This is a genomic window from Streptomyces sp. NBC_01525 (genome assembly GCF_045040405.1).
GTDB classification, from domain to species: Bacteria; Actinomycetota; Actinomycetes; order Streptomycetales; family Streptomycetaceae; genus Streptomyces; species Streptomyces benahoarensis.
Genome location: NZ_CP109397.1, coordinates 2,214,395 through 2,233,131, shown reverse-complemented (window position 1 = coordinate 2,233,131; position 18,737 = coordinate 2,214,395). Strand labels below are relative to the sequence as shown.

At 72.3% G+C, this 18,737-nt stretch carries 15 protein-coding genes; 7 read left to right on the top strand and 8 right to left on the bottom strand.

Features of this window, described 5'->3' with window-relative positions:
• Positions 1-15 precede the first annotated feature (15 nt).
• Positions 16-579 carry a Uma2 family endonuclease gene (locus tag OG422_RS09925; protein ID WP_405742045.1) on the top strand — a complete coding sequence of 188 codons (564 nt, stop codon included), beginning with the start codon at positions 16-18 and terminating at the stop codon, positions 577-579.
• 58 nt (positions 580-637) lie between these two features.
• Here the strand turns inward: OG422_RS09925 and OG422_RS09920 are convergent, their stop codons facing one another.
• Positions 638-1,669 carry an aspartate-semialdehyde dehydrogenase gene (locus OG422_RS09920; RefSeq protein ID WP_143944734.1) on the bottom strand — a complete coding sequence of 344 codons (1,032 nt, stop codon included), beginning with the start codon at positions 1,667-1,669 and terminating at the stop codon, positions 638-640.
• A gap of 301 nt (positions 1,670-1,970) precedes the next feature.
• Here OG422_RS09920 and OG422_RS09915 point away from each other — a divergent pair, with 301 nt between their 5' ends.
• On the top strand, positions 1,971-3,719 hold the full coding sequence (locus OG422_RS09915; protein WP_405742043.1) for a TIGR03767 family metallophosphoesterase: 1,749 nt from the start codon (positions 1,971-1,973) through the stop codon (positions 3,717-3,719).
• A gap of 136 nt (positions 3,720-3,855) precedes the next feature.
• Entirely contained in the window at positions 3,856-4,404 is a 549-nt protein-coding gene (locus OG422_RS09910; protein WP_143944808.1) for a GNAT family N-acetyltransferase, read from the top strand.
• A 154-nt stretch (positions 4,405-4,558) separates the two neighbouring features.
• On the opposite strand, the gene OG422_RS09905 is transcribed toward OG422_RS09910, so the two are convergent.
• Positions 4,559-5,572 (bottom strand): hypothetical protein, encoded by a 1,014-nt coding sequence (locus OG422_RS09905; RefSeq protein ID WP_405742040.1) that lies wholly within the window; start codon positions 5,570-5,572, stop codon positions 4,559-4,561.
• A 200-nt stretch (positions 5,573-5,772) separates the two neighbouring features.
• On the bottom strand, positions 5,773-8,352 hold the full coding sequence (gene pepN, locus OG422_RS09900) for an aminopeptidase N (protein ID WP_405742038.1): 2,580 nt from the start codon (positions 8,350-8,352) through the stop codon (positions 5,773-5,775).
• 144 nt (positions 8,353-8,496) lie between these two features.
• On the opposite strand from pepN, the gene OG422_RS09895 reads away from it, so the two are divergent.
• Entirely contained in the window at positions 8,497-9,141 is a 645-nt protein-coding gene (locus OG422_RS09895; RefSeq protein WP_143942937.1) for a DsbA family protein, read from the top strand.
• A 114-nt stretch (positions 9,142-9,255) separates the two neighbouring features.
• Here OG422_RS09895 and OG422_RS09890 read toward each other — a convergent pair whose 3' ends face one another.
• The 3 genes from OG422_RS09890 to OG422_RS09880 form a co-directional block, all read right to left on the bottom strand.
• A complete protein-coding gene (locus OG422_RS09890; protein ID WP_143942938.1) occupies positions 9,256-9,897 on the bottom strand; it encodes a superoxide dismutase in 642 nt (213 codons plus the stop codon).
• 198 nt (positions 9,898-10,095) lie between these two features.
• Positions 10,096-11,535: an amino acid permease gene (locus tag OG422_RS09885; protein ID WP_405742035.1), complete on the bottom strand. Its 1,440-nt coding sequence runs from the start codon at positions 11,533-11,535 to the stop codon at positions 10,096-10,098.
• Positions 11,536-11,847: 312 nt separating this feature from the next.
• Positions 11,848-13,260 (bottom strand): amino acid permease, encoded by a 1,413-nt coding sequence (locus tag OG422_RS09880; protein ID WP_143942940.1) that lies wholly within the window; start codon positions 13,258-13,260, stop codon positions 11,848-11,850.
• Between the two features lie 295 nt (positions 13,261-13,555).
• Here OG422_RS09880 and OG422_RS09875 point away from each other — a divergent pair, with 295 nt between their 5' ends.
• The gene (locus OG422_RS09875) at positions 13,556-14,152 is read left to right on the top strand and encodes a biotin transporter BioY (RefSeq protein WP_143942941.1); all 597 of its coding nucleotides are present in this window, start codon (positions 13,556-13,558) and stop codon (positions 14,150-14,152) included.
• 142 nt (positions 14,153-14,294) lie between these two features.
• Here OG422_RS09875 and OG422_RS09870 read toward each other — a convergent pair whose 3' ends face one another.
• Positions 14,295-15,743 carry an amino acid permease gene (locus tag OG422_RS09870; protein ID WP_405742033.1) on the bottom strand — a complete coding sequence of 483 codons (1,449 nt, stop codon included), beginning with the start codon at positions 15,741-15,743 and terminating at the stop codon, positions 14,295-14,297.
• 190 nt (positions 15,744-15,933) lie between these two features.
• Between OG422_RS09870 and OG422_RS09865 the strand changes: the two genes are divergently transcribed.
• Positions 15,934-16,419 (top strand): ribose-5-phosphate isomerase, encoded by a 486-nt coding sequence (locus OG422_RS09865; RefSeq protein ID WP_405742031.1) that lies wholly within the window; start codon positions 15,934-15,936, stop codon positions 16,417-16,419.
• Between the two features lie 74 nt (positions 16,420-16,493).
• Complete coding sequence (locus OG422_RS09860) at positions 16,494-17,354, top strand: Fpg/Nei family DNA glycosylase (protein WP_405742029.1); 861 nt, start codon at positions 16,494-16,496, stop codon at positions 17,352-17,354.
• 57 nt (positions 17,355-17,411) lie between these two features.
• Here OG422_RS09860 and OG422_RS09855 read toward each other — a convergent pair whose 3' ends face one another.
• Positions 17,412-18,641 carry a GNAT family N-acetyltransferase gene (locus OG422_RS09855; protein ID WP_405742027.1) on the bottom strand — a complete coding sequence of 410 codons (1,230 nt, stop codon included), beginning with the start codon at positions 18,639-18,641 and terminating at the stop codon, positions 17,412-17,414.
• Positions 18,642-18,737: the final 96 nt, after the last annotated feature.

The following is an 18,737-nucleotide window of genomic DNA, read 5'->3' as shown; positions in this document are numbered from 1 at the left end:
TAGGAGGTGGTGGCCATGGCGGTTCTCGACCGACTCTGGCGGGATGTCGAGGCACAGAGCCGTATCGAGGGTTACGTCGTGGAGATCATCGACGGAAAGGTGATCATGACGCCGCGGAGCCCGACCCGGTCGAACACCATCCGCAGCTTGATCCGGCAGGCGGAGCGCGAGCTGGGAGAGGAGGTGCCCCTCGTTTTCGACGTGGGGATCGACTTCCCGGGAGAGACCTCCCTGGCTCCGGATCTCGCGATCCTCGACCTCGACGCACAGCCGCGCGGCAAGCGCTATGTCTACATGGATGTCGTCGCGGCCATCGAGGTCGTCTCGACGGCGGCCGACACCAACGACTACGTGACGAAGGTGGCCAAATACAGCCGCTTCGGCATCGAGACCTACCTGATCATCGACCCGTTCACCCGCGTGTGCACCCTGCACGAGGGCGCGGTCGGCGCACAGTACGAGAAGAGCAGCACGTACCGGTACGGGGACGTGGTGGAGATGGAGCTCGCCGACGGCCGGAAGTTCTCCATCGACACCAGCGGCTTCCCCGGGGAGACGGTCACACGGATCGCCGAGTGAGCGGAGGCGCCCACCGGACCTCTCCGGCGGGCGCCTCGGTGACGCGGTGCGGGCCCGCTCAGCCGCGCAGCTCCGCCGCGACCAGTTCGGCGATCTGGACGGCGTTGAGGGCGGCGCCCTTGCGGAGGTTGTCGCCGGTGACGAACAGCGCCAGGCCGTTCTCCGCCGTCTCGTCCTCGCGGATGCGGCCCACGAAGGAGACGTCCTGACCGGCGGCCTGGAGCGGGGTGGGCACGTCGGAGAGGGTGACGCCGGGGGCGGCGGCCAGCAGCTCCTGGGCGCGGGCGGCGCTCAGCGGGCGGGCGAAGCGGGCGTTGAGCTGGAGCGAGTGGCCGGTGAAGACCGGGACCCGCACGCAGGTGCCGGAGACCTTCAGGTCCGGGATGCCGAGGATCTTGCGGCTCTCGTGGCGGAGCTTCTGCTCCTCGTCGGTCTCGTGCAGCCCGTCGTCGACGATCGCCCCCGCCATCGGCAGCACATTGAAGGCGATCGGGGCGACGTACTTCTCCGGCGCGGGGAAGTCCACGGCCGCACCGTTGTGCGTCAGGCGGGTGGCGTCCTGCTCGACGGCCTTGCGGACCTGCCCGTTCAGCTCCTCGACACCGGCGAGGCCACTGCCGGAGACCGCCTGGTAGGTGGCGGCCACCAGCGACACCAGCCCGGCCTCGTCGTGCAGCGGGCGCAGCACCGGCATCGCGGCCATGGTGGTGCAGTTCGGGTTGGCGATGATGCCCTTGGGACGCTCGGTGACCGCCGACGGGTTGACCTCGGAGACCACCAGCGGGACCTCGGGGTCGCGGCGCCAGGCGGAGGAGTTGTCGATCACGACGGGACCGGCGTTCGCGACCTTCGGCGCCAGCGCCTTCGAGGTCGCCCCGCCCGCCGAGAACAGCACGATGTCCAGGCCGGAGAAGTCGGCGGTGGCGGCGTCCTCGATCGTGATCTCGGTGCCCTGCCAGGGCAGGGTGCGTCCGGCGGACCGCGCCGAAGCGAACAGGCGCAGCTGCTCGACCGGGAACTTCCGCTCGGCGAGAATGCCCCGCATCACGCCGCCGACCTGGCCGGTGGCTCCGACGATTCCGATCCTCATGGAACTCCCTCTTTCCTGACCTGACATCGGTGCTTCTCTGGGGAACACCTGCTCAGAAGTGTCCCCATCATGTGTGTGAACCCCGTCGCCTTGTCCAATCCGTTCCGATACGTGGCCCGCGTCACCGCGGCCGTCCACGGCACCGGACCGGTCCGCGCGGCGCGGTGATCCCTGTGCGGTGATGGGCCACCGGTGTTGCGGTGGCGTTCACGCCGCCGACACCCCAGCTGCCAAACATCCCCGGTGAGCGGGCAGTTGAGCTGCCCGGCCGCTCGCATGTACGCAACCGGGGAGTTCGCGCATGTCCCGCACACGGTCCGCCGCTTCCGCCCTCGACCGCCGCGCCTTCCTCGCCGCCACCGGCGCGGTCGGCGCCGCCGCCGGTCTCGGCCTCGCCTTCGGCGGCGGCGACCGGCCCGCCGCTGCCGCCACGCCCACGGACGCCGCCCCCGTGGCGCCCGTCCCCGTCCCCGTCGACGCCCCGCCCGGGCCCCGCGTCCCGTACACCCGGGGCACCACGCTCGCCTCCGTCGCCACCCCGCACGGCCCCGGCGGCTACCGGCGGCTCGGCGACGGGCCCGGCTGGCGGCGGCTGGTCCGCACCGAGCTGGCCCCCGCCCACCCCGGGCGGAGCGGGCGGCGCACCGCCCTCGCCTCGTTCGTGCACGTCACCGACCTGCACCTGGTCGATGTGCAGAGCCCGCTGCGGTACGAGTACCTGCGCGCCGAGACCGCCAGCGCCTGGCGGCCGCAGGAAGCGCTCTCCGTCGCCGGTGTCGTCTCGCTCATCGAACGGGTCAACGCACTGCCCGGCGGGCCCGCGACCGGAGCGCCCCTTGCCTTCGTGATGACCACCGGCGACAACACCGACAACAACTCCCGGCTGGAGCTGGACTGGTTCCTCACCGCCATGAGCGGCGGCCGGATCACCCCCAACTCCGGCGACCCGCGCCGCTACGAAGGCGTCCAGGACAGCGGCCTCGCCCTCTACTGGCAGCCCGGCAGCGCGCTGCGCGACGCCGACAAACGCCTCGGCTTCCCGCGCATCGACGGCTTCCTCGACGCGGCGATCCGCACCGTCCACAGCCCCGGCCTGCGGATGCCGTGGTACTCCACCGTCGGCAACCACGACTCGCTGCCCGGCGGCTGCTACGCGCCCGGCGACCCGTTCTTCACCGCCGTCGCCACCGGCGACCGCAAGCTGGAGACGCTCCCCGCCGACCGCGCCGCCCAGGTGTGGAAGGCCGTCCGCAAGGGCCTCGACCCGCGCGGTGAGGACTTCAAGGAGCTGCTGCGCTCCCAGGCGAAGAAGGCCCGGCACGTCACCCCGGACCCCCGGCGGGCCCCCTTCACCCGCACCGAGTACCTGCGGGCCCACCTCGACCCGGCGCACACCGGCCCAGGACCGCACGGCCACGGCTACACCGCCGACCACCTCGACGACGGCCGCCTCCACTACACCTTCCCCGTCGCCGATGACGTCCTCGGCATCAGCCTCGACACCACCGACCCGGCGGGCCACTACACCGGCTCCGTCGGCGCGGAGCAGTTCGCCTGGCTGCGCCGGACGCTGCGGGAGAACGAGCGGGGCGGCGCCCGGCATGTGCTGGTCTTCAGCCACCACACCTCCGCGACGATGGACAACACCCGCCCTGACCCGGCCCGCCCTCGCGAGAAGCGGCACACCGGGGCCGAGCTGGCCGCGCTGTTCTCCGCCCACCCGTCCATCGTCGCCTGGATCAACGGCCACAGCCACAAGAACGAGGTCACCGCCCACCCGGGCTTCTGGGAGGTCTCCACCGCCTCCCACATCGACTTCCCGCAGCTCGCCCGGGTCATCGAGCTGACCGACAACCACGACGGCACGCTGTCGCTCTTCACCACCCTCGTCGAGTCGTCGGCCCCGCACCGCGCCGACCCCGCCGACCTCTCCCGGACCGGCCTGGCCGCCCTCTACCGCGAACTGGCGGCCAACGCGCCCAAGGCCCGTAAGGATCTGGCGGGGGAGGCCGTCGACCGGAACCTGGAGCTGGTGGTGCGGGGGCGCTGACGGGCGGGGCCGGGGAGTCCCGCGCCGCCGTGCCGGGCGGGGCAGCGCCGGGCGGCCGTGCCGTGGCCCTGCCCGCCGGGTGCGCCCGCCCCGAAATCCGCTGGACACCCGGGCCGCGACCCCCTTGGCTGGCCGGATGGCCGCCGCACCGCCCGTACCCCGTCTGCACACCGCCCGTCTGCTGCTGCGCGAATGGCGGGACGCCGATCTCGCGCCCTGGGCGGCGATGAACGCCGACCCGGAGGTCCGCCGCCACCTGGGCGGCCCGCTCACCCGCGAGGAGAGTGACGCCTCCGTCGCCCGCTTCCGTGCCGCGTTCGCCGCGCGCGGGTACGGCTGGTGGGCCGTCGAGGAGCGGGCGGGCGGCGCGTTCCTCGGCTTCGCCGGGTTCGACCGCGTCGAGGAGGAAAGCCTGCCGTTCCACGGCGTGGAGGTGGGCTGGCGGCTGGCCCGCCACGCCTGGGGCCACGGCTACGCCACCGAGGCCGGCCGCGCCTGTCTCGGCCACGGTTTCACCACGCTCGGCCTGCCCGAGATCCTGGCGCTGACCACCGCAGCCAACACCCGCTCCCGCGCGGTGATGGAACGCCTCGGCATGGTCCACGACCCGGCCGACGACTACGAGGACCCCACCGTCCCGGAGGGCCCGCTGCGGGCCGGGGTCTGCTACCGGATCCGGGCCTGAGCGACGCGGGACCTGGGGGCGTACGGGCGGACGCGGCCGACCCGGCGGCAGCCCGGTCCCGCGCCCGCGCGTCCCGGCCCGGCGACGCCCGCTGCCCGGCCTCGTACGGGCGGACGCCCCGGCCCGGCGGCGCCCCGGTCCGTTTGCCCCGCCCCTACCGCGGCGCCACCACCACCGCCCCCGCCGGGTCCCGGTCCGCCGCCGCCATCAGCGCCGTACGCACCACGACCGCCTGCTCCCCGGGGGCGCGGCGCAGGTCGTCGGGGGTGCAGCGGACCACCGTGATACCCAGACGCTCCAGATGTTCGCGCTTGCGGTTCCAGGCCGCGCCGGGCAGGGTGCCGTCGCCGTCGGGCGCCGCCGTGTCGATCTCCACCGCCACCGCCTCGGCGGGCCAGTACGCGTCCACCCCGCCCAGGTGCGGGCCGCCCGGCAGCCGCAGGCCGACGTTCCACAGCGGGTCCGGCAGCGCGTGATCGCGGACCAGCGCGTAGAGCCGGTCCTCGGCGCGGGCGCGGTCCCCGGCCAGCAGCAGCGTCACCGTGTCCACCACGTGTGGCCGCCCCGCCAGCCGTGCCCGCCGCAGCTCGCCGACGACCGTGGCCGCCTCGGCGTGCCCGTCGCGTACCGCCTCCGTCACCAGATGCCGCACCGCCGCCGTATCCGTCAGCGTCGCCACGGTGTCCGCCAGCGCCCGCGCCACCGGGGCCACCGGCAGCCCGTCGATCTCCTCGGCCCCCGGCAGCTCCGCGGACCGGACGACCCGGGCGAAACCCGCCGAGCGCAGCCGCCGCCCGCGGCCCACCAGGACGTGCAGCCGGTTGAGCGACGGCAGCGGGGGAGCGGCGGCGACGCCGTGCAGCGCCAGCGCCGCCGGACCGGTCAGCATCGCCCGCGCGCCCGGGCGCACCCCGCCGCCCTGATACGGGACCGACGGGCCGCGCTCCGTCGCGTACAGCACGGCGGCGCGCAGCCGCTCCTCGGTGGACGGCGGCCCCGGACGCAGCAGGTACACGCCGGGCAGCACCTCGCGCCAGGGGCCGCCGGGGCGGCAGCGCCCGGCGGCCTCGGTGGGCGTGACGCCCCGCTCACGCAACCGGTGCGCGGTGACCAGTGGGCTGCTGCCGTCGGTGCGGGGGAGCGGGGAGAGCGGGGTGTTCTGGGTCATGCCCGGCACCTTCCCGTGCGCGGGCCGCCCGCTCACGGTTGTTACACACCTGTGGCAGGAAGCGGACAACTCCGTTCAGATGGACGGGTGTTCGGGCCCGCACCCGCCGGGCCCGGTGGCCCGCACCGCGGCCGGGGCCCGGCCCGGGCCGCCGGAGGCCGCGAGCCCGCCGCCTCCCGACCGGGCCGGGTCCGGGCCCGTCACCCCCGCTCGCCCGCCCCCGCATCACACGCCCGGGCCCGCAGCGCACGCGCCAGATCGTCGCGCTGCTCCGACACCAGGCGGCGCAGCGCCGGGGCGGCGTCCGTGTGCCCCGTCAGCCAGGCGTCGGTCGCGTCCAGCGTGGCCTGCTCGATCCGCCAGAACGGGAACAGCCCGCGGACCACGGCCATACCGATCTCGATCGACCGGTCCTGCCAGATCCGTTCGATCGCCGCGAAGTACCGCTCGCCGTACGGCGCCAGCAGCTCGCCCTGACCGGGCCGGGCGAAGCCGCTGATGGTGGCCTCCACCAGCGCGTTGGACAGGGCGTCCGACTCCATCACGTCCGCCCATGCCCGCGCCTTGACACCGGCGTCCGGCCGGGCGGTCAGGCAGCGCACCTGGTGCCGCTTGCCGGACGCGGTGTCGTCGCGGGACAGCTCGGCGTCCACCGCGGCGGCGTCGGCCGCGTCCGCGGAGGCCAGCGCCGCGAGGAGCGTCCAGCGCAGCTCCTGGTCCACGTCCAGCCCGTCGATGCGCGCGGTGCCGTCCAGCAGGCCGCGCAGCAGCTGGAGGTCGGCGGGCTCGGCGGCGACCGCGGCGAAGTGACGGGCCCAGGCCAGCTGGTGGTCGCTGCCCGGCGCGGCGACCCGCAGCTCGTGCAGCGCACCCTCGGCCAGCGCACGGGCCGCCGCCTCCCGGTGCTCCGGCGCCGTGTACGACTCCAGCGCCCCCTGCGCCTGCGTGTGCAGCGTCTGGAGCACGCCGATGTCGCTCTCCCGCCCCGAGAACCTCAGCACCAGGTCCAGGTAGTCGCGGGCCGGCATCAGCCCGTCGCGCGTCAGCCCCCACACCGCCGACCAGCACAGGGCCCGCGCCAGGGGGTCGGCGAGGTCGCCGAGGCGGGCGCGGAGGGTGGCGAGCGAGCCCTCGTCGAAGCGGGTCTTGCAGTACGTCAGATCGTCGTCGTTGACGAGGATCAGCTCGGGCCGCTCGGCGCCCGCCAGCTCCGCGACGACGGTGTGCGGACCGGCGACGTCGACCTCGGCGCGGGCGTAGCGCACCAGCGAGCCGTCGGCGTCCTCCCGCCGGTAGAGGCCGACCGCCACCCGGTGCGGCCGCAGCTCCGGGTGGGAGGCGGCGGCCTCCTGGAAGACGCTCAGCTCGGTGATGCGGTCCTGTGCGTCATAGGTGACCTGCGGGGTCAGCGCGTTGACCCCGGCGGTCTCCAGCCAGCCGCGTGACCAGGCGGCCATGTCGCGGCCGGAGGTCTCCTCCAGCACCGACAGCAGATCGGTCAGCCGGGTGTTGCCGTAGGCGTGCCGTTTGAAGTAGCGGCGGGCGCCTTCCAGGAACGCGTCCCGGCCCGCGTACGCCACCAGCTGCTTGAGGACGGAGGCGCCCTTGGCGTACGTGATGCCGTCGAAGTTGAGCTTGGCGTCCTCCAGGTCACGGATGTCGGCGGTGACCGGGTGGGTGGAGGGCAGCTGGTCGGCGCGGTAGGCCCACGCCTTGCGGTGGTTGGCGAAGGTGATCCAGCCGTTGCGGAAGCGCGTCGCCTCCACCAGCGACAGGGCACCCATGTAGTCCGCGAACGACTCCTTGAGCCACAGATCGTCCCACCACTCCATGGTGACGAGGTCGCCGAACCACATGTGCGCCATCTCGTGCAGGATGACGTTGGCCCGGCGCTCGTACGCCGCCTCGGTGACCCTGCCGCGGAAGACGAACTCCTCGCGGAACGTCACACACCCCGGGTTCTCCATCGCCCCGATGTTGTACTCCGGGACGAACGCCTGGTCGTACTTGCCGAACGGGTACGGGTAGTCGAAGTGGTCGTGGAAGAAGTCCAGGCCCTGCTTGGTGACGGTGAAGATGTCGTCCGCGTCGAAGTGCTTGGCCAGCCCCTTGCGGCACAGCGCGCCCAGCGGGATCACCAGCTCCGTGCCGTCCTCGAACGTCCGCCGGTAGCTGTCGCGTGCGTAGTGGTACGGCCCGGCGACCACCGCGGTGATGTACGTGGAGATCGGCCGCGTCGTCGCGAAGCGGTGGCGGCCGCCGGACGGCTCGCCCTCCTCCGCGCCGTTGCTGAGCACCAGCCACTCCTCGGGCGCGGTCACCTCGAAGGTGAACGGGGCCTTGAGGTCGGGCTGTTCGAAGGTGGCGAAGACCCGGCGGGCGTCGGCCGGTTCGTACTGCGTGTAGAGGTAGACCTCGCCGTCCTCGGGGTCCACGAAGCGGTGCAGGCCCTCGCCGGTGCGGCTGTAGGCGCACTGCGCGTCGACGGTGAGGGTGTTCTCCGCCGCGAGGCCCGCGAGCGTGATGCGGGTGCCGTCGAAGACCGCCGACGGGTCCAGCACCGTGCCGTTGAGGGTCACCGACGTCACCGACGGCGCCAGCAGATCCGCGAAGGTCGTGGCGCCCGGCTCGGCGCAGCGGAAGCGGATCGTGGTCAGCGAGCGGAAGGTGCCCTCGCCCTTCACCGCCGACCGGACGTCCAGCGCCACGTCGTACCCGTCGACGCTCAGCAGCCGTCCGCGCTCGTGGGCTTCGTCCCGGGACAGATTCTCACCTGGCACGCTGTGACTCCTTCGTCCTGTTCGTCGTCTTCTTCGGTTTCGTCGTCCACCGGTCGAACACGGGAATCATGGCACGCCCGATCTCTGTTGAAGCGGGCGCCGACCGGCGTACGCCCCGGCGTCCACCGCACACGAGGAGAGCCTGTGTCCGACACCGCGAAGACCCCCGCCGACTTCTGGTTCGATCCGCTCTGCCCCTGGGCCTGGATGACGTCCCGTTGGATGCTGGAGGTCGAGAAGGTCCGCCCGGTCGAGGTCCGCTGGCATGTCATGAGCCTGGCGGTGCTCAACGAGAACCGCCTCGACGAACTGCCGCCGGAGTACGCCGAGCCGATGCGGCCCGGCGGCAGCTCCTGGGCCCCGGTGCGGGTCTGCATCGCCGCCGAGCAGCGGTTCGGCAGCGAGGTCCTCGGGCCGCTCTACACCGCCCTCGGCACCCGTATGCACAACGAAGGTCTGGGCCGCGACCGCGCCGCGATCACGGGCGCCCTCGCCGACGCGGGCCTGCCCGCCGAGCTGGCCGAGGCCGCGGACTCCGACGCGTACGACACCGCGCTGCGCGCCTCCCACAAGGAGGGCATCGAGCTGGTCGGGCAGGACGTCGGCACGCCCGTCATCGCGGTGCCCGGCGCGGACGGCGAGCGGATCGCGTTCTTCGGGCCGGTCGTCACGCCCGCGCCCAAGGGCGAGGAGGCCGCCAAGCTGTGGGACGGCACCCTGATGGTCGCCTCTGTCCCCGGCTTCTACGAGATCAAGCGGACCCGCACGGCCGGTCCGGTCTTCGACTGACGCCCCGGACATGGGCGGGGCCCCGCGAGTCACGTCCTCGCGGGGCCCCGCCGTTTTTCCGCCTGCCGGGTGAAGGGTGAGAAGACGATCACGAGGCAGGACGCTCAAGGGGCCTCAGGGGGCCAGCAGCAGCGTGTGCGCGCGCTCCTTGGCGGCGGCGTAGCGCTTGGCCACGTCCTGCCAGTTGACGACCTGCCACATCGCCTCGATGAAGTCGACCTTCTGGTTCTTGTACTGGAGGTAGAAGGCGTGCTCCCAGGCGTCGAAGACCAGGATCGGCACGGAGCCCTGGCCGACGTTGCCCTGGTGGTCGTAGATCTGCTCGACGATCAGGCGGCCGCTGACCGGCTCGAAGGCGAGCACGCCCCAGCCGGAGCCCTGCGTGGTGGCGGCGGCCTTCGTCAGCTGGGCCTGGAAACCGGCGTACGAACCGAAGCTCTCGGCGAGGGCGTCGGCCAGCTCGCCCACGCCGTCCTTCGCGTCCGGCTCGCCGCCGCCGTCACCGCTCATGTTGTGCCAGTAGATGCTGTGCAGGATGTGCCCGGAGAGGTGGAACGCGAGGTTCTTCTCCAGCCCGTTGATGCCGCCCCACTGCTCCTTGTCGCGGGCCTCGGCGAGCTGCTCCAGGGTGTCGTTCGCCCCCTTCACATAGGCCGCGTGGTGCTTGTCGTGGTGCAGCTCGATGATCTCGGGGCTGATGACCGGGGCCAGCGCCGAGTAGTCGTAGGGGAGCTCCGGAAGGGTGTAGGTCGCCATGTGCCCAGCCTCTCCAACTGCTTACGCCTTCTTATTGCAACAGGGAGCTATTGCAATGGATGTGCAAGAACGGTCGCCACGCTACCAGCCGGGGTGATCACCGGCCCGGTAAGGGCGGGCTGCCTGGTTCCGAAGACGGAGGCGGGGCGGGACCCCCGAAGGAGTCCCGCCCCGCCTCGTGCGGTGCGTGCGGTCCGGTCAGCCGGCCGCCGTCCGCTCGCCCTCCGTGCGGCCCAGCTTCGACCGCAGCAACCCGATCGCGGCCAGCGCCACCGCGAATCCGCCGGTGAACAGCAGCTGGATGCGCTGGTTCTCGTCCCGCAGCATCAGCAGCAGCACCGCCGCGATACCGGCCAGCGCCACCCACGTCAGGAACGGGAACGCCCACATCTTCACGACCAGCTTCTCCGGCGTCTCCCGCTCCAGCTGGCGGCGCATCCGCAGCTGGGCGGCGGCGATGAAGCCCCACACCACCAGCACCGCGGCGCCGACCATGTTGAGCAGCCACTGGAAGACCGTCGTCGGCCACCAGAAGCTGAAGAGCACCGCGAGGAAGCCGAACGCCGAGCAGAACACCACCGCACGGCGCGGCACCCCGCCGCTGACCTTGCCGAGGAACGCCGGGCCCTGCCCGCGCGAGGTCAGCGAGAACGCCATCCGGGACGAGCCGTAGATGTTGGCGTTCATCGCGGACAGCAGCGCCACCAGGATGACCACGTTCATGATCTGACCGGCCGCCGGGATGTCCAGGTAGTCGAGGACCGCGACGTACGGGCCGCTCTTGGTGAGGGAGGGATCGTTCCACGGGATGACGGTGACGATGATCGCCATCGAACCGACGTAGAAGAGGGCGATCCGCCACATCGCGGTCCGCACCGCCCGCGCCACGCCGCGCACCGGGTCCTTCGACTCGGCCGCCGCGATGGTCACCGTCTCCAGACCGCCGTACGCGAAGACCGACGCGAGCAGGCCGACCATCAGGCCGTCGACGCCCTTGGGCAGGAAGCCGCCGTCGCCGGTGAGGTGGGTGGCGCCCGGTGCGCTGGTGCCCGGCAGGACGCCGAAGATCGCCAGCAGGCCCAGGATCAGGAAGATGCCGATCGCCGCGACCTTCAGGGCGGCGAACCAGAACTCGAACTCACCGAAGTTGCTGACCGACGCGAGGTTGGCGCCACAGAAGATCACCATGAAGAGCAGCACCCACATCCACGTCTGGGTGCCCGGGAACCACTGCGTCATGATGCCCGCCGCGCCGATCGCCTCGGCGGCCACCGCCACACACAGCAGCGCGGTGAACATCCAGCCCGCGGTGAACCCGGCCCACGGCCCGATCGACCGCCCGGCGTGCACCGAGAACGATCCGGACGCCGGGTTGGCCGCCGCCATCTCGCCCAGCATCCGCATGATCAGCATGACCAGCGCGCCGGACACCGCATAGGCGAGGACGATCGACGGCCCGGCGGCGGCGATGCCCGCACCGGACCCGACGAACAGTCCCGCGCCGATCACCCCGCCCAGGGCGATCATCGACAGATGGCGCTGCTTGAGGCCGTTGGACAGCGGGGTGCCGCCGTCGCCTCCCGGGTCCGCGTCGGACCGCTCGCGCGCGGTCGCGGCGGACGGGGGTATCCCATTCATGTCGTACCTGTCCCAGTGGTGAGAGCGAAGCGGAGCGAATCTGCGTTCTCCCGGGGCTGCGACCTGTACGCCTCCGCCGCCGACCCCCGGCCCCCCGCCCGCGACGGCAGGCACAGCCCTGCGAATGGCGCGTTGCTCCCCAGGTCGTAAACGGGGGGTCCTCGGTGAAGCGCGCTCAGTCTGGGCGTCGGTGTCCGCTCAGGGCAACAGGCATACAGCGAATGTTCGGTATTCAGACGCGATCGTGACCGTACGTGTCCAGGTCATCGTTGTATGCCACCACAAGCCCGCCCAAGGCGGCACAACTCCGCCTCAGCGACGGGATGTCCGGCCCCGCACTTCCCGGACACCGGCGACCAACAGGACCACCGCGGTGGCCCCCGCCGACCACAGCAGCTGCGGCCGGGCAGTGGCGTCGGTCAGCATCAGCACCAGCACCGCGGCCATCCCCGCCAGAGCGGCCCACGTCAGATAGGGGAACGCCCACATCCGCAGGGTCAGCTTCTCCGGCGCCTCCTGCTCGATCCGCCGCCGCAGCCGCAACTGTGAGACGGCGATCAGTGCCCAGACGAAGAGCAGCACCGCGCCGACCGCGTTCAGCAGATAGAGGAAAACCGAATCCGGCCACTTGAGGTTCAGCAGCACCGACACGAAGCCGAACGCCACCGACGCCAGCACCGCCCGCCGCGGCACGCCCCCGCCCGCCACCTTCAGCAGCCCGCGCGGCGCCTCGCCCCGCTCCGCCAGCGAGAAGATCATCCGGGATGCGCCGTAGAGATTGGCGTTCAGCGCCGACAGCAGCGCCACGAACACCACGATGTTCATGATCATCCCAGCGCCCGGGATCCCGATGCGATCGAGCACCGCGACGTACGGGCTCTTCCCCGGCACCAGCTTCGACCACGGCAGCAGCGTGACGATCACCAGCATCGAGCCGACGTAGAAGAAGAGGATGCGCCACACCGCGCTGCGCACCGCGCGGCCCACCGCACGCGCCGGATCGTCCGACTCGGCGGCCGCGATGGTGACGACCTCCAGACCGCCGAACGCGAACACCACCGCCAGCACCCCGGAGACCACCCCGGACCAGCCACGCGGCAGGAAGCCGCCCTGCCCGGTCAGGTTGGCGAGCCCCACCGGCTCGGTGTCCGGCAGCACGCCGAAGACCGCCAGCAGGCCCAGCACCAGGAAGAGCACGATCGCGGTGACCTTCAGCGTGGCGAACCAGAACTCGAACTCGCCGAAGTTCTTCACCGCCGCGAGGTTGGCGCCGGTGAACACCACCATGAAGAGGAGCACCCAGCCCCACTGCGGCACCGCCGGAACCCAGCCGTGCGCGATCTGCGCTGCGCCCGTCGCCTCCACGGCGAGCACCACGACCAGCAGGAACCAGTACAGCCAGCCGACGCTGAACCCGGCCCAGCGGCCCAGTGCCCGCTCCGCGTGCACCGAGAACGCCCCGGACGCGGGCATCGCCGCCGACATCTCGCCCAGCATCCGCATGACCAGCATCGCCAGCGCGCCCGCGATCAGATACGACACCGTGATGCCGGGACCGGCCACCGCGATGCCCGCACCGGATCCGACGAACAGCCCGGCGCCGATCACCCCGCCCAGGCCCAGCATCGTCAGATGCCGCTGCTTGAGCCCCCCGGAGAGCGGTTCCCGCTCGCCGGCCCCCTCTCCGAGCGGCGGTTTCCCGGAGGAGGGCGGTGCGTCGTGCATGGCTCGTACTCTCGCGAGGTGCGGGGGCCCCGCGGACGGCGTGGCCTGTGGTCCTTCACAGTTTCCCCGCCCCGGCGACCACCGCAAAACGCTCGCCCGCTTGGTGACGAGCATCACGTGACCTGCGAAAAGGTCCGCGCGGGCGGCCGCGCCCGGCACCGTGGGCCTTGTTCGGAACTCTCCAAGCCGCCCGGCGCCGCTTTGTCGCCGCCACACGATGATCGCGGTGGCCCCGCTCGACTAACGTCCATCGGGTCCGACCTGTCCGTATCCCTCTGACCTTCGCGGAGTCCTGATGAGCACTGCCGCTCTCACCCGTCCCGGTGCGGTCCTCGCCGATCTGCTGCCCGCCGCCACCGCCACCCGCGCCCGCGTCCGTGACGCCGCGCTGGTCGCCGGGGGCGCCGTCCTGACCGGCGTCGCCGCCCAGATAGCTCTGCCGATCCCCGGCTCCCCGGTGCCGGTGACCGGCCAGACCTTCGCCGCGCTGCTGGTGGGCACCGCGCTCGGCGCCCGCCGCGGCCTCGCCTCCCTCGCGCTGTACGCGGCGGTCGGCATGGCGGGCGTGCCGTGGTTCGCCGAGGGCAGGTCCGGCCCCGGCGGCGCCACCTTCGGCTATGTCCTGGGCATGCTGCTGGCCTCCGTCGTCGTCGGCGCGCTGGCCCGCCGCGGCGGCGACCGGGGCACACTGCGCACCGCCGGGACGATGGCCGCCGGTCTCGCGGTGATCTACGCCGTCGGCGTCCCCTACCTCGCGCTGAGCACCGGCATGTCCTTCGGTCAGGCGCTCGCCGCCGGAATGGTGCCGTTCCTCATCGGCGACGCCCTCAAGGCGGCCCTGGCGATGGGCGCCCTGCCCACCGCCTGGAAGCTGGCCGGGCGCCGCGGCTGACGGACCACGGGCAGCCCGGCGCATGCCACGCGCCGGGCCCCGGAACCGCGGAACGGGCCGGGCCCCGCACTCACCCAGTTGGTGACTGCGGGGCCCGGCCCGTTCCCCGTATCCGTACCTTCGTGCCGTACGTGCCTGGCGGCTACGCGCGGTCCGCGGCCTTCGCGGGGGCGGCCTCGGGCGCCTCGGCGGGCACGGCCTGCGCCGGAACGGCGGCGGCGGCCTCGCGGGGACGGCGCCGGTCCAGGACCAGGCCGATGGCGAGGACGACCACCGCGGCGACGACGGACAGGACCATCTGCTTGCGGCCGTCCGGGTCGTAGAACATGTAGCCCACGACGAAGAGGATCAGCGCGATCGTCGCGTACGTCAGCCACGGGTACAGCCACATCCGGACCGTCAGCCGCTCCGGCATCTCCTTCTCGATGATCTTGCGCATCCGCAGCTGCGAGAAGCAGATGACCAGCCACACGAAGAGCGCGACGGCGCCCGAGGAGTTCAGCAGGAACTGGAAGATGGTTTCCGGCGAGGTGTAGCTGAAGATCGTCGCGACGAAGCCGAAGGCGACCGACGCCCAGATCGCGACGGCCGGGACGCCGCCCTTGTTGACCTTCGCGAACGCCTTCGGCGCGTCGCCGCGCTCACCCAGCGAGAAGGCCATCCGGGACGCGGTGTACAGACCCGAGTTGAGACAGGACAGCACCGCCGTCAGCACCACGATGTCCATCACGGTGCCCGCGTACGGGATCTTCAGCGACTCCAGCACGGCCACGTACGGGCTGGCGTCCAGCTTCGGGTCGTTCCACGGCAGCAGCGTCACGATGACCGCGATCGAGCCGAGGTAGAAGAGCGCGATCCGCCAGATGACGCTGTTGACGGCCTGGCGCACGGCCTTCACCGGGTTCGGCGACTCGCTGGCCGCCAGGGTGACGATCTCGCTGCCCATGAAGGAGAAGACCACCAGCAGCATGCCGGAGAGGATCGCCCCGGGGCCGTGCGGCAGGAAGCCGCCGTGGCCGGTGAGGTTCTCCATGCCCACCGCGTGGTCGCCCGGAGGCAGGCCGAAGATCGCCAGCGCGCCGATGACGATGAAGACGACGATGGCGACGACCTTGATACCGGCGAACCAGAACTCGAACTCGCCGAACGAGCTGACGGAGATCAGGTTGGTGCCGGTCAGTACGATCATGACCAACAGTGCCCACGCCCACTGCGGGACGGCGGGGACCCAGTTGGTGAGGATCGAGGCGGCCGCGGTCGCCTCGACGGCCAGCACGACCGACCAGAAGAACCAGTACAGCCAGCCGATGGTGAACCCGGCCCAGCGGCCGAGCGCACGGTCCGCGTATGCGGAGAACGAACCGGACGTGGGGGAGGCCGCGGCCATCTCACCCAGCATCCGCATGACGAGCACTACCAGAAGTCCGGTCAGTGCGTAGGAGAGGAGAATGCCCGGCCCGGCGGCCTTGATACCGGCTCCGGACCCGACGAACAGTCCGGCGCCGATGACGCCACCGATGGCGATCATCGACAGATGCCGGTTCTTGAGTCCTGCCTGAAGCCCGTCCGTGGTAGGCGGGTGCGTGCCCATGTGCACCGTCCTTCAGTGGTTCTCGGTTTCGAGTCCCCGCATTAGACAGTCGACACCGACCGCTTAGGAAGATCCGACTCCGGATCGTTGTCGTTCCTGTTCAGCTGTATGAAGAGTGGCTGAAACCTCCCCGCCATATGTACGAAGACCCGGCGCCACAGAGCCGCATTCCGCATGCCACACTCATGCCATGCGCGTGTATCTCGGCTCCGACCATGCCGGTTTCGACCTCAAGAACCACCTCGTCGAGTGGCTCACGGCCCACGGCCACGAGCCCGTCGACTGCGGTCCCCACCTCTACGACGCCCAGGACGACTACCCGCCGTTCTGCCTCCGTGCAGCTGAGCGCACGGCCGCCGACGCCGACGCGCTCGGCATCGTGATCGGCGGCTCCGGCAACGGTGAGCAGATCGCCGCCAACAAGGTCAAGGGCGTCCGGGCCGCACTGGCCTGGAGCGAGGAGACCGCGAAGCTCGGCCGCGAGCACAACAACGCAAACGTGATTTCCGTCGGTGGCCGGATGCATTCCCTTGAGGAGGCGACCAAGTTCGTCGAGATCTTCCTCGCCACCCCGTACTCCGGCGAGGAGCGTCACACCCGCCGCATCGAGATGCTCTCGGCGTACGAGACCACCGGCGAACTCCCCCCGATCCCGGCCCACCACCCCCAGGGCTGACCGCCCGCGAGCCCGATGCCGCCCGCTTCCCCGACCGCCGGGGGAGCGGGCGCGCCCACCTAAGGACGCACCGCATGCCCGAGGGGCACACCATCCACCGCCTCGCCCTCGACCACCGCGAGCGCTTCGCGGGCGAGACGGTCCGCGCGAGCAGCCCGCAGGGCCGGTTCGCCGCCGGTGCGGCGCTCGTCGACGGCCGGGTCCTGGAGCGCGCCGAGGCCCACGGCAAGCACCTCTTCCTCGGCTTCGGGCCCGCCGGATGGATCCACATCCACCTCGGCCTCTTCGGCAAGCTCGGCTTCGGCACCGCCCCCTCCTCCGGGGACCTCCGGCACACTCCGGTCCAGGCGGGACCCCCCGCGCCCGCCGCCGACACCGTCCGGCTCCGCCTCGCCACCGGCGAGCACCACGCCGACCTGCGCGGACCCACCGTCTGCGCGCTGATCACCGACGCCGAGAAGCAGGCGGTACACGACCGCCTCGGCCCCGATCCGCTGCGCCCCGAGGACGACGGCGAGCGGGCCTGGCGCCGTATCTCCCGCAGCCGCACCACCGTCGCCGCGCTCCTCCTCGACCAGAAGATCGTCGCGGGCGTCGGCAACGTCTACCGCGCCGAGGTCCTCTTCCGCCGCGGCATCGACCCGTACCTCCCCGGCCGGGCCCTCGCCCGCGACGACTGGGACGCGATCTGGGCCGACCTCGTCGCCCTGATGCGCGAGGGCGTCCGCCACAACCGGATCGACACCGTACGGCCGGAGCACATGCCGGAGGCGATGGGCCGCCCGCCGCGCGTCGACGACCACGGCGGCGAGGTGTACGTCTACCGCCGCGCCCACCAGCCCTGCCACCTGTGCGCCACCGAGATCCGCACCGCCGACCTGGCGGCCCGCAATCTCTTCTGGTGCCCGCGCTGCCAGCCCACGAACGGGGGCTGAGCGGGGGCACCCGGCGGCGCCCGCCCGGAGGCGCCCGTCAGCCGCCCGCCGCCGCGCTCAGAACTCGTGCGGCAGCCACGGCGCGACGTCCGTGCCGAACGCCACCGACGCCGCCGCCAGCGCGCCCGGCCGCAGCTCCCGCACCCGCCCGGCCCCGGCCAGCGCCGACAGCGTGAACCCGCCCAGATACGCCGAGCTCAGCTCCCGCACGGACAGCGCCAGCTCGGCCGGGTCGGTGGTCCGCTCGCAGGTCGCGCCGGTGCCGTCGCCGGACAGCCGCCAGCGGCCCTCGTTCCACGGGCAGAACGGGTCGGCCACCTCCAGCACCGTGTCCACCGGCCGTTGGTACGTCCGTGCCGCCAGCGCCGCGCCCAGCTCCACCGGCCGTACGAACGCCGCCTCGTGGAGCCCGATCAGGCACCGCCGCATGTCCTCGACGAGGTGCAGCAGCGGATCGTCCACCGGCAGATTCCGCGCCGTCACGTAGGTCGTCAGGTCGATGCCGAACAGATAGCGCCACAGCGCGGCGCCCACCACCGGATCGGTCGCGGTCAGGTCCCACACCCGGACCGTGCCCTGCGGACCCGCATCGGACCAGTCGGCCACCACGGCGTAGCGGGCGTAGCCGCACACCTCGCCGCCGGCCTCGGCCACCACGCACTGCAGCGGCCCCTCGTCGTCGTCGCGGTCGTCCTCCGGGTCGAGGATCATCATCCGATCCCAGCCCGGCGGCCGTACCAGCATCCCGGCGCGCCCCGCGACCGTTCGCGCGTAGACCGCCTCGCACGCCGCCAGCGCCTCGGCCGGCTCCTTCAGCCGCAGTCGTACGTCGTCGGAACCGGGCAGGTCCGGTTCCGCCACCCGGGTGGTGTCGACCTTGATCCGCATCTCCTGCGTCGCCGCGCCGTACCCGAACCGTCCGTAGATCGCGGGCTCGGACGCCGTCAGCATCGCCAGCGGCTCGCCCCGCTCCCGTACGTCGTCCAGCTGCCGCCGCATCATCGCCCGCAGCGCCCCGCGGCGGCGGTGCGTCGGCTGCACGCTGACCATCGTCACCCCGGCCGCCGGCACGGACGCCCCGCCCGGCACCGTCAGCCCGAAGGAGAACGCGCCCGCCGTCCCGACGATCTCGTCGTCGTCCCAGGCCGCGAGGGAGCGTCCGGGCTCCATCAGCTCCCGCCACATGGCCCGTTCCTCGGCGGATTCCTCCTCGCCGAACGCCCGCTCCAGCTTCCCGTACCAGGCGTCTCCTTCATCCGGCTGCAACACCCGCAACTCTGTCGTCATACGCCACCTGTACCAGGAGGCCCTCCGGCAGCGCGACCGCATTTCGAACGCGATTCCCGGCAATCACACCGAGCGGCGTCCGGCGAATCGACGCGC

Bases quoted from the DNA above. Each gene is read 5' to 3' on its own strand.
- OG422_RS09925 (WP_405742045.1), top strand. From the start codon at position 16: ATGGCGGTTCTCGACCGACTCTGGCGGGATGTCGAGGCACAGAGCCGT.
- OG422_RS09920 (WP_143944734.1), bottom strand. From the start codon at position 1,669: ATGAGGATCGGAATCGTCGGAGCCACCGGCCAGGTCGGCGGCGTGATG.
- OG422_RS09915 (WP_405742043.1), top strand. From the start codon at position 1,971: ATGTCCCGCACACGGTCCGCCGCTTCCGCCCTCGACCGCCGCGCCTTC.
- OG422_RS09910 (WP_143944808.1), top strand. From the start codon at position 3,856: ATGGCCGCCGCACCGCCCGTACCCCGTCTGCACACCGCCCGTCTGCTG.
- OG422_RS09905 (WP_405742040.1), bottom strand. From the start codon at position 5,572: ATGACCCAGAACACCCCGCTCTCCCCGCTCCCCCGCACCGACGGCAGC.
- OG422_RS09890 (WP_143942938.1), bottom strand. From the start codon at position 9,897: ATGGCGACCTACACCCTTCCGGAGCTCCCCTACGACTACTCGGCGCTG.
- OG422_RS09885 (WP_405742035.1), bottom strand. From the start codon at position 11,535: ATGAATGGGATACCCCCGTCCGCCGCGACCGCGCGCGAGCGGTCCGAC.
- OG422_RS09880 (WP_143942940.1), bottom strand. From the start codon at position 13,260: ATGCACGACGCACCGCCCTCCTCCGGGAAACCGCCGCTCGGAGAGGGG.
- OG422_RS09875 (WP_143942941.1), top strand. From the start codon at position 13,556: ATGAGCACTGCCGCTCTCACCCGTCCCGGTGCGGTCCTCGCCGATCTG.
- OG422_RS09870 (WP_405742033.1), bottom strand. From the start codon at position 15,743: ATGGGCACGCACCCGCCTACCACGGACGGGCTTCAGGCAGGACTCAAG.
- OG422_RS09865 (WP_405742031.1), top strand. From the start codon at position 15,934: ATGCGCGTGTATCTCGGCTCCGACCATGCCGGTTTCGACCTCAAGAAC.
- OG422_RS09860 (WP_405742029.1), top strand. From the start codon at position 16,494: ATGCCCGAGGGGCACACCATCCACCGCCTCGCCCTCGACCACCGCGAG.
- OG422_RS09855 (WP_405742027.1), bottom strand. From the start codon at position 18,641: ATGACGACAGAGTTGCGGGTGTTGCAGCCGGATGAAGGAGACGCCTGG.